The 11,153-nt window shown below is 48.4% G+C and carries 9 protein-coding genes and 2 tRNA genes; 1 reads left to right on the forward strand and 10 read right to left on the reverse strand.

What is annotated here, in order from left to right:
• Positions 1–191: 191 nt before the first annotated feature.
• The 10 genes from LBJ25_06165 to LBJ25_06210 all read right to left on the reverse strand — a co-directional run bounded on the left by LBJ25_06165 (position 192) and on the right by LBJ25_06210 (position 8,829).
• Positions 192–848, reverse strand: coding sequence for a hypothetical protein (locus LBJ25_06165; protein MDR1453539.1), 657 nt, complete (start codon positions 846–848; stop codon positions 192–194).
• 32 nt (positions 849–880) lie between these two features.
• The gene (locus LBJ25_06170) at positions 881–2,422 is read right to left on the reverse strand and encodes a hypothetical protein (protein ID MDR1453540.1); all 1,542 of its coding nucleotides are present in this window, start codon (positions 2,420–2,422) and stop codon (positions 881–883) included.
• Positions 2,423–2,673: 251 nt separating this feature from the next.
• Positions 2,674–2,892 (reverse strand): nucleotidyltransferase domain-containing protein, encoded by a 219-nt coding sequence (locus tag LBJ25_06175; GenBank protein MDR1453541.1) that lies wholly within the window; start codon positions 2,890–2,892, stop codon positions 2,674–2,676.
• Positions 2,893–2,906: 14 nt separating this feature from the next.
• Entirely contained in the window at positions 2,907–4,703 is a 1,797-nt protein-coding gene (gene lepA / locus LBJ25_06180; protein ID MDR1453542.1) for a translation elongation factor 4, read from the reverse strand.
• Between the two features lie 13 nt (positions 4,704–4,716).
• Positions 4,717–5,730: an aminoacyltransferase gene (locus LBJ25_06185; GenBank protein MDR1453543.1), complete on the reverse strand. Its 1,014-nt coding sequence runs from the start codon at positions 5,728–5,730 to the stop codon at positions 4,717–4,719.
• A 41-nt stretch (positions 5,731–5,771) separates the two neighbouring features.
• Positions 5,772–5,847: transfer RNA gene (locus LBJ25_06190), tRNA-Thr, on the reverse strand.
• 164 nt (positions 5,848–6,011) lie between these two features.
• Entirely contained in the window at positions 6,012–6,356 is a 345-nt protein-coding gene (locus LBJ25_06195; GenBank protein MDR1453544.1) for a DUF4180 domain-containing protein, read from the reverse strand.
• Positions 6,357–6,482: 126 nt separating this feature from the next.
• Positions 6,483–6,555: transfer RNA gene (locus LBJ25_06200), tRNA-Phe, on the reverse strand.
• A gap of 106 nt (positions 6,556–6,661) precedes the next feature.
• Positions 6,662–7,417, reverse strand: a complete 756-nt coding sequence (locus LBJ25_06205) for a YdcF family protein (protein ID MDR1453545.1) — start codon at positions 7,415–7,417, stop codon at positions 6,662–6,664.
• Positions 7,418–7,512: 95 nt separating this feature from the next.
• Positions 7,513–8,829 carry a hypothetical protein gene (locus LBJ25_06210; GenBank protein ID MDR1453546.1) on the reverse strand — a complete coding sequence of 439 codons (1,317 nt, stop codon included), beginning with the start codon at positions 8,827–8,829 and terminating at the stop codon, positions 7,513–7,515.
• Between the two features lie 135 nt (positions 8,830–8,964).
• Here LBJ25_06210 and LBJ25_06215 point away from each other — a divergent pair.
• A partial coding sequence (locus LBJ25_06215; GenBank protein ID MDR1453547.1) for a heavy metal translocating P-type ATPase occupies positions 8,965–11,153 on the forward strand: 2,189 nt, incomplete at its 3' end.

Here is an 11,153-nt window from a genome sequence, read left to right on the forward strand (position 1 = left end):
TATAGCCAATATACTATCTACAAGATAACATACTATCCATAAAATTACAAGTATATCGAGAAAAATGCCGGATTTCTTGCATCACAATACATCGAGATTATGTGTTACTTACCACAACCCAGATACGGCTCAGATAATGACGTGCTTAGGTGGCATAACTGTGATTTCATTGAATTAAAATTACTTGAATTTCAGCTTAAATAATCAACCAATTGTTTCAGGTTATTCAGATATTCCGCATAAAGCTCGCCAATCTGATAATAAGTTACTTTTATATCGGGTGATTCGTCGGTAATTTTTTTATTCTGTTCATTTTCATATAATGAAAAGATCTTTTTAGTTATAGATTCACCTTGCAATGTTTCTTTATTCAATAATGCGCCTGCCAACCTGCTGTCATCTTGCGATAGAAGGACTGTTGTTACCGCTGCCCAGCGAATCAAAAAACTATTATTGGCCAAAAGCTCTTCTATAGAAGATAAATACTGTGGATTGTAAGCGATAATTATAGCCAGAGATTTCTCTGCCATGAAAGAACTTTCTCCTTCATAATAAGGCTCGCCTACTGGATTTTGTTGTATATATTCCAGCAAAACATCAACTAGTTCTGCCACTTTATCATCAGGGATATTTACAATATTCTTTCTTAAAAAAACAACAATATCATCATCATCGATTGCTGTTTCTCTACTGCCGATGTCATTAGTGTTTTTTAGTATCTCATGAGACTGCCTTATTCCATCAAGTCTCCCCGTATTATTTTTCAGATCGATCCATTCGTCTCCAGTCTTAAAAGTAGGAAAAACACGAGTGAAAATTGAATTTAGACTAAACATATTCACTTCCATAATTCACTTTCTCCTTTTAAAGATATTCCATTTTACCATAAAAATTTATTTTTTGTGTTACCAGACAAACTTCTTATTGAAACTACATTAGGTTGATTCGCTACAATCCAAATTTCGCCACTCTTATCTGTTATTCCAGTATTATTACTATTTGGTATATTTATACCGCCACCAGAAATCATTGGTATGTCGTTGTCTTTTGTTCTGGGTATAAAAACTTTTAATTTGGGTTCTTCTTGGTTATCAACGGTTATGGTATATAACCAACCTACATATTCTTGATTATTTCTATTATTAGCAACTGTGAAATTATCATTTTCGTATTGAAACTTATATATATGCTCCATGTCAGGGTCGTCAAGAACAAAATCATCCTGTATGCCAATTCTGGCAATAAATTCTAATCTGTTCAAATAAGTGAAACTGATATTTCTACCACCTAATGTACCGCCATCCAGGTAGTCTTCCGGCACTTCTAACTTCACATTCTCAAATTTATTTTTAATATCGTTAGACGACATATTACATTCCATTGTTAGATACTCGATAATTGTTTTACCATTAGTATTTACCTTTATACCATTGATTTTTAATTGTGGATTTTCCTCGTCTCCAGCAGATGCCACTATGCTAGGATTTTCTAAGTCCGCTATATTATAAGTAATATCATAATTTATGCCGTCTGATTTAAAATTTAGTAATAATGTTCTTTGATTATTTTCAGTAGTAAGTCTCATTTCCGTCACTGGCTTAACAATTTTCATTTCCTCTCCAACCAACCTGAATCCCACCTTAAACTCACCGCTCCACTGCCCGAAATCAGGCAGTCCCTCGTTTGTCTTGCCAAATTCGGCATCGTTCGGCGGATAATGCATCACCATATCTGCAAAACTCATTAAACCCTTGTCTACATCCCCACCCGCTTCCTGTATCCGCCCGGCCATATCTTCCTGGATCAGCTTTAGAGCTTCTTTTTTGTAATCGCCGTCGAATAATTCAATATCCTCTGGAGTAAGTCCATAAATATCCAGCAAGGTTTCCATTGGCGTATCGCGCATCTCCGGCGAATTTTGCGCGGAAGTTCGCCTGATCTTCTGGACGATCTCCTGTTTTAATTGTCCAAAATCCAGATCAAACACTTTCCCGTTTTCTGGTCTGGGTTCCTCGACCCACGCTGTTCTCGTTAGCGTGGCTTCAGTTATTGCTTTGTGTGTATCTGGATCATTTCGGTCAACATCATGTGTCCTCAACGGCTGGACGGATGTGTCTCTATCCAAACCAGTATCTTTATTAACAATTTCCAACTCCACTGGAACAATAACCAAATTTAAATTAGGACGCTGACGCTCAGCAAAATCACCAAACATTCTCCATTGGTCATCAAGCGTGCCGCCAAGAAGTCCTTGCCCCATTGGCCTGGTTTCCTTGTTTTCTGTACCGGGACAATAGAACTCGTCGCTTGTTGATACGCTAATATTTTCTATTTTATAAGGTAGTTTTGTCTCTGATTTTTGTACATAACCAGGATTATTCAGCATGGCCGAGCTATAATTGTTGTTGTTTATATTATCCATAGTTTCCCCGCTCACACAAACTTTCTATTAATATCGTAGAAAGGGAATAAAATTATGTATTGATTTTTTCTGGTGCTGTGCGGCCTAGAGACAGCGTGCTCTCCTGAGGGATCCAATAAATGTCCAAAATTTTTCGGTCTAAATTAAGCCAATTATAACTGCGCTGCAATTGGATACTAAAAAAATAAAGCGGTTACACAGTTTAATTTACACTCTTGAGGATATATTTGAGCAAATTGGCGTCTCTTGAATTACTCATAAATAATCACAAATTCTTTTTTTATTTCAGCCTTAAAATCATCATCCAGTCCGTCCATAGTCACAACATCGACCTTATGCTGTAAAGTTTTTGCCAAATCTTGATAAAATCCCGACAACTCCAGCAAGGTGCGCAGTTTGCCCTTTTCAATGCAAATATCGATATCGCTTTGTAGCGTGGCTTCACCTCTGGCGTAAGAGCCGAATAGCACTTAATAATCCACGCCTATTCCTCGATCCTCAGCATCGCCAAAAACGCTTCCTGCGGGATGTCCACCGCGCCGACGGATTTCAGGCGTTTTTTGCCTTCTTTTTGTTTTTCGAGGAGCTTGCGCTTGCGCGTCACATCGCCGCCGTAACATTTGGCTGTGACGTCCTTGCGGTTGGCGCGGATAGTTTCGCGGGCGATAATCTTGCCGCCGATCGCCGCCTGTATCGGTATCTCAAACATGTGGCGGGGGATCAGCTCTTTGAGTTTTTCGCAGAGCTTGCGGCCGCGGGACTCCGCCGTGGAGCGGTGAATGATGACCGCCAGCGCGTCCACCGGTTCGCCGTTGAGCAGGATGTCCAGCTTGATCATGTCCGCCACGCGGAACTCGATAAATTCATAATCAAAAGAAGCGTAACCCTGCGAGACGGATTTTAGTTTATTGAAAAAATCCGTGACGATCTCGATCAGCGGCAGCTCGTAATTCAGGCGCACGCGCGTCTTGTCCAGATATTCCATGTCGCGGAAAACGCCGCGGCGTTTCTGGCACAGCTCCATGATCGCGCCGGTGTAAGTATTGGGCGTGATGATCACCGCTTTGACCAGCGGCTCGCGGATCGCCTCGATACTGGACACCGGCGGCAATTTGGCCGGCGAATCGATCAACAAAATTTCCTGATTGGTTTTCACCACCTCTACTTCCACCGAGGGCGTGGTGGCCAGCAGATTGAGATTGTACTCGCGCTCCAGTCTCTCCTGCACGATCTCCATGTGCAGCAGCCCCAAAAAGCCGCAGCGAAAACCGAAGCCCAGAGCGGTTGAAGTTTCCGGCTCATACTGCAGAGCCGCGTCATTGAGTTTCATCCTGGCCAGCGCCTCGCGCAGATCTTCAAACTGCTCGCCGTCCACCGGAAAAAGCCCGCAGAAAACCATCGATTTGGCCGGCTGATAACCGGGCAGCGGCTCGGCGGCCGGCGCGGCGGCGTCCGTGATCGTATCGCCAACCGTCGCATCCTCGATAGCCTTGATATTGGCAATGACATAACCCACCTCGCCGGTCGACAGCGCGTCTACCGGCCGGAGCGCCGGAGTCTTGACGCCCAGCTCCAAAATCTCATGCTCTTTGCCGGTCTGCATCGTGCGCATGATCATACCTTTGCGCAGCGCGCCTTCTTTGACGCGGATCTGCGCCACCACGCCGCGGTACTCGTCGAAATAAGAGTCAAAGATCAGCGCCTGCAGCGGTTTATTATTATCTTGCGGGCCGGGAATACGCTTGACTATCGCTTCCAGGATCTCCTGTATCCCGATACCTTCTTTGGCTGAGGCCAAAATACATTCATCGGGATCGATGCCCAGCACATCCAGCAATTCCTCCTGCGCCATATTCACATCGGCGGCGGGCAGATCGATCTTGTTGATCACCGGAATTATTTTCAAGCCCAGCTCGCGCGCCAGACCGACATTGGCCAGCGTCTGCGCCTCGATGCCCTGCGAAGCGTCCACCACCAGCAGCGCGCCCTCGCAAGCGGCCAGCGAACGCGAGACCTCGTAACTGAAATCCACATGGCCGGGTGTGTCGATGAGATTCAGCTCATAAGTCTGGCCGTCCAGAGCTTGATAGCTCAAGCGCGCGTTGTTTAGTTTGATCGTGATGCCACGCTCGCGCTCAATATCCATGGAGTCCAGCAGCTGCGCGCGCATTTCCCGCGCCGACACCGTGCCGGTCGTTTCCAGCAGGCGGTCGGCCAGAGTGGATTTGCCATGATCGATATGCGCGATGATCGAGAAATTGCGGATGAATTTTATGTCCATAAACGGCGTAATCTTACTGTAAGTACTGCTTTTTATCAAAACTCAAACTTTGCCAGATGTTGTACAACCAGCTCCGCGGCGCAAAATCATACTCCCCGATAAATTCCACTTCCTGCCCGTTGAAGCCTTTTTTGAAACGGTAAAAGCCGTGCATCGGGTGGGTTTCGTCTTTGACCAGCGGCACGCCCTGCAGATCGTAATATTTCAAGCCCGCCGCCTGTCCGCGCCGCATGATCTCCCAATGAATGAGATAATTACCCATCAGACTGCGGTATTCGCTGTCAAAGCCGCCGTACATATAGTAAGCCGTGTCTTTAAATGTAAACACGACAATGCCGCCAATGATTTTATGTTCAAATTTAGCCAGATAAATTTTAGCGAGCGGCAGGTTTTGCCAGATGTATTTATAGTAGGCGTATGGCTGCAGATCATAGTCCTGCCGCGCGGCCATTTTTTGCAGCACCCGGTAAAAACTTTGAAGCTCCGCCTCGTCCCGCAATTCATCGACCGTCACGCCTTTGCGTCCGGCCAGACGGATATTGTAGCGTGTTTTCTCGTGAAACGAAGCCAATAATTCAGCTTCGGAACGCCGCAGATCAACAAGTATAGTCGCTTTGGTCTGTAATTGTTTTTTGGTAAGACGAAAAGCATATCGATCGAGCAGGCGTTTTACGCTCTCCTCATCGTTCAGAAATTTCGGCGAAATACGCAGAAAAAACGCGCGGCGCTTTCTGGCCAGATCCCGCAAAAAAGAGAATATTTCCGCCGTAATTTCCGCGTCGTCAATATCCCACAGCGGCCCGCGCGGCGCGTAAAGTATTTTTAGGCCAAATTTGGCGCGGCTTAAAAGCGAAAAACCGGCGCAGATCTGTCCGTCTTTTTCCCGCACATACTGTCCGGCGTCCTGCCAGCCAAAAGCGCATTTCAGATCGCGCCAGTGCGTCGTCTGCATGAAATGGCCGCGCGCGGCCTGCGCGACGAAAGCGTTGTACCGCGCGGTTTCGTTCTCATTTATTTGGCGCAACATCAAGTTTATTGTAGCATGGAAAGAAGCAACCATATTATATCTGGAGCCGGCGATAGGATTTGAACCCACGACCCGCTGATTACAAATCAGCTGCTCTACCAACTGAGCTACACCGGCAAAAAGACAGTCACTATTATCTAGCACATATTTACGAAATAACAATACCTGTACCATGAACATGAAACAGCAGCCAAAAGCTGCTGTTCGCTACACCGGCAAAAACACAGTCACTATATTTGCAGAGCATTGTTACCCAGTTTGGGGGGAAAATCAACCGGCTTTTACACCTGGCCGAGTTTTTCCAGCGCTTCTTCCAGCGTGGCGGCAAAAAATAACTGCCGGCCTTGATTGGACTCGCGGATCAAATCCCGCAAGGCCTTGCTCTGGTGTTTGCTGAAATCACCAACGACAGCGGCGGCCAAACCGTAATTCACAAATTTCTGCATCACTTCGCCGGCCAGTCCGCTGCTCAAATCAAAAAAACGCGGCGCCAAAACTTCCGCGTAAAAAACCGCTTTTTGCGCGCCGGCGGCCTGCGCGTCAACCGCGATCTGCAGAGCGTCATTGCCAGAGTCTATCGGCGCGGGGAGAGTTTCGATCACGGCTATGTTGTTAATAATGTTCATTTTGCCCACGCTTGTGAAGTTTTAGTAATACCTGGCGCAGGGGCGCCAAGCGCCCAGTGCATCAATGGTGATAATTTGCGCGTTTCTCAATACGCGCAAATTAATACTTGGCGCAGGGGCGCCAAGTGCCCAGTCGCGGAATTGAACCACGGACACAAGGATTTTCAGTCCTCTGCTCTACCAACTGAGCTAACTGGGCAGAAATACAGCCACTATTATCTATCACATACTTACAAAATGACAACAACTACACAACGCTACATGAAACCATAGCCGTCAGGCTATGGTTCGCTAACTGGGCATGGTTAGGATTCTATAATCAAACGCATTTTTTGTAAAACTCTATAGTAAAAAATCCCCGCATACTCTTTCAGTCCAGCAAAGCTGTCTTTGAGGCAGTCCGCATTCGGGAAAATATCGTACCAGCGATATGGCTCTCCGTCATAACTAAAATCGCAGGGCAGAGGCCGCGGCTGCAGGCCGAGGCTCTCCGCGATCAGCATCGCCCGTGGCAGATGCGCGGCGCTGGTCAGCAGGCCGGGCTTTTGCAGCTTATATTTTTGCAAATATTTTTTGGCGTTCTCCAGATTTTCCTGCGTGTTGCGGCTTTGATCTTCTTGAATAATCTTAGCCGGCGGCACCTGCCAGTCCGCCAGCGCCGCCGCCAGCACCGCGCTTTCTTTGACGCCGTCCCCCAGCGGATCGCCGCCGCAGACAATGAGCGGCACGGGTTTCTGACGGTAAATCCTGTAGGCCGCGTGAAGCCGTTGCAGCGAAGCGTCGCTCAGCTCGCCGCGGGGAGAAACGCCGCCACCCAGCACGATCAGCGCGTCGATCTGCGGCTCCGGCGCGCGCGGATATTTGGTCTCCAGCGGCACAATGATCCTGTCGCGGCCAGGCTTGACCGAGAGAAAATAAATCGCCGCGCAGGAAAGGATCAGCAAAAAAACGCAGGCGCGCCGCTTATTGCTGAGCGCCGCAGCCAAACCTAAAAGCAGCAGCAGCAAGAACAATCCGGGGGAAAGCAGCGACCAGGTGAAAATTTTGCCGAGGATGAACATGGCCTTATGTTATACCATTCGGTAAAAGCTGACAAAAGAATGCACGAAATTTACCGTTACGATCGTGTTCTTGCTAAACATTGCTTCATTATTTTTTATTGTTTAGTTTTATTATCGTCACACCACTTTTGATACTCTTTATTAAGGCCGATATATTCATCCAGTAACTGTTTTTCTTTAATCCAGAGCTGTCCCCAAAAAACTCGCCTTAGATATTCCTTTTTATCATCATCCAATTTGCTTTTATATATGGCAGCGTGGTCTATATCGTGAAATATCTTGCTGTCAATAATTTTTATTTGCAGTTCATAACACATATGCGCGCTGGGGCCCGGCATGGTGGGATGCGAAAGTCTTAGTATATATTTCACATCTCGATAAGGCCTGTCTTTTTTGTTTTCAAAATAAAGATTTTCCTCCTCCAAAACAAGGTCTCTAGGAATAGTCGCTTTAATTAAATTCATCACATTTTCAATAGAAAAATAATCCTCGACAGCAATACAAGCGCCGGTAATGTCTGTAAGATCAGAAAGTAATATTTTCCGTTTATATCTTTCCTCATAGTCTTCCATTTTCTCTATAATGCTATCCACACTTTTAATCCGCGGCAAAAATAACTGCGGAGGAACATTAGGATTGAGTGGATGATGCTGGGACAGCCAAAAAACACGGCTTAAAACAGCTAACTCTGCCTGGCTCAAGTATCTGGACAAAGTTGACGAAAGTTCATTCAGTTGCCTAATTGCCGCAACGGTACTTTGAAATTTTTGAAATTTTAGACCGAGACCACGATAGCCGACAACATATTTGATTTCTTTTTCTTTCAATATGTTTTTTACTTCATCGGAAGGAGATTCCATCAAGGGCAGCCAGAAAAAATCCTTCGCTCGTTCTTGCAGTTCACGCAATACCCAATTAAGCGGTTGAATGTGTTTGTACACCAAGTTGTCTTTATTAATAAAATAACACATAAATAGACTATTCGGGTCTTTTGCCGCTTCTTTTATATCTGCAATTGACATGTTGTATATATAAGTACGCAGAGCACCGTCAGCTCTCCGATCGTTTATAAATTGTTCCTTATTATTTTGATAATCGCCAGGTTTTAAAAGCGGTCCATAATGACTATCACAGTCACGACTCTGTACTTTAGCGCATCTGCCGTGGTATTCACTGCCGTGATCTGTATACAATCTTTCAGCCACAGGGATTTGAGTTATACGATCACATATATAGCGGGCATATTGATGGCCGTGTAGTTTTTTAGCGAATTCGGTTTTAGCCCGTAAAACCTGCGTAAATGCTAAACGAGCTTCATCCAGATGGGGATACCGATGTTGTTCTAACCCGATCATTATATAATCCAATTGGTGGGGGGGGGCCATTCCCTCTCCAAACGCTTTTAAAACCATTGCTAACCTCGCTGTTACTTTATAATTATTATAATTATGCCATCATATTATGTATATATATCGTAACTATCCGCCAAAAGTTGCAGCCAGCATAATTTTATGATACCCTATGGGGGTATATAGCAAGGAGCTTTTATGAAAATCATTTTAAACATCGGTGGCATGTCCTGCGCGGCCTGCGCCAGAGCGGTCGAAACAACCGTCGCCAGACTGGAGGGCGTGCAAAGCGCCGCCGTCAATCTGGCCACGGAAAAAGCCGTGATCGTCTACGACCCGCAGCAGATCGCTCCAGCCAGGATACAGGCCGCCATCGAAAAATTGGGCTATCAAGTGCTGGCCAAACCGCCGGAAAAAGGCGAAGCCAGCCGCGCGCTACGGCGTAAATTTTTCCTCGCCGCGGTCTTCACGCTACCGCTGCTCTATCTGGCGATGGGGCCGATGCTTTTCCCCAATATTTATCTGCCCGAAATTATTCACCCGCAGCGGCATGCTCTGCGCTACGCTCTGGCGCAGCTGGTTTTGGTACTGCCGATCATTCTGGTCGGCTATAAATTTTACACCAGCGGTCTGCGCGCCCTGTGCCAATTCCGCCCCAATATGGACTCGCTGATCGCGGTCGGCACCGCGGCGGCTCTAGCCTATAGTATATACAATGCATATACATTGTCATACGGCAGCCCGCACGCCGCTCACGCGCTGTATTTTGAAACAGCCGGCGTCATTATCACACTGGTCTTGCTAGGCAAAACTCTGGAAGCCGCCGCCAAAGCCCAGGCCTCCAGCGCCATACAAAAACTGTTGAAACTCGCGCCGCCGACCGCGCTGGTCGTGCGCGGTAAACAGGAAAGCGAGATCCCCGTCAGCGCGGTACAGATCGGCGACATAATTATAGTCAAGCCCGGCGCCAGAATACCCGTTGACGGAGAAGTGACCGACGGCCGCTCCGCTGTCGACGAATCCCTGCTGACCGGCGAGAGTCTGCCGGTGGAGAAAAAAACCGGCGGCGCGGTTTACGCCGGCACGCTGAATACGACCGGCCTGCTGGAATTCCGCGCGGGGAAAATCGGCGAGACCACCGTGCTGGCGCAGATCATCAAGCTGGTCGAAAACGCTCAAAACTCCAAAGCGCCGATCGCCAGTCTGGCCGATATGGTGTCCGGTTATTTTGTGGCATTTATTTTGCTCGGCGCGCTGCTGACCGGACTGGGCTGGCTGATCTTTACGCGCGACACGGCCGCGGCTCTAACCAACGCCGTCGCCGTGCTGGTCATCGCCTGCCCCTGCGCTCTGGGGCTGGCCACGCCGACAGCGCTGACGGTCGGCGCCGGCAAAGGCGCGGAATACGGCATCTTGCTCAAGAGCGGCGCGGCTCTGGAAAACGCGCGGCAGCTCGACACGATCATTCTGGACAAGACAGGCACTTTGACCGCCGGACAGCCCAGGGTCACCGATATTTTTCCGGCAGCTGGCGTGGCTGGAGACTATCTCCTGCAAACTGCCGCCGCGGTGGAAAAAAATTCCGAGCACCCGCTGGCCCAGGCCATAGTACGGCGCGCGCGGGAAAGAAACCTGTTGCTCTCCAGTGTCACAGAATTCACCGCCGCGCCGGGCCGCGGCATTCAGGCCAGGCTCAACGGCAGCGCCGTGCTGGCCGGCAATTTTGTTTTCATGGCCGAGCATAATATTTCCACAGCGGAATTATCCGGCGCGGTAGACCAGATCGTGGCGGAAGGCAAATCTTCTATATATGTGGCGCGCGACGGCCAGCTCCTCGGCATGCTCGCGCTGGCCGACACGCTACGGCCGGAAAGTCAGGCGGCGGTGGCGCGGCTCCAGAAAATGGGACTGCACGTCATTATGCTAACCGGCGACAATAAAAAAACCGCAGCGTTGATCGCCCAGCAGGTCGGCATAGTCGATTACCGGGCGGAAGTCCTGCCGCAGAATAAGCTCGACGAACTGCGCAAAAATCAGATCCTGCGCAAAAAAACGGCTATGGTCGGGGACGGCATCAATGACGCGCCAGCTCTGGCGCAAGCGGATGTCGGCATCGCGCTCGGCTCCGGCGCCGACGTGGCTATCGAATCCGCGGATATAGTCATCCTGCGTAATAATCTCTCCGCCGTGCCGGCCGCTATCGAATTGAGCCGCCGCACGCTCCGCAATATTAAACAAAATCTCTGCTGGGCTTTTGGCTACAACATAATTTGTATCCCGCTGGCGGCGGCCGGCCTGCTCAACCCTATGCTCGCCGCCGCGGCGATGAGCTTCAGCTCGGTGTCGGTGGTGCTGAACGCGCTGCGGTTGAAAAGGGTTAAATTAGC

The sequence above is a fragment of the Candidatus Margulisiibacteriota bacterium genome (assembly GCA_031268855.1).
Classification (GTDB): domain Bacteria; phylum Margulisbacteria; class Termititenacia; order Termititenacales; family Termititenacaceae; genus Termititenax.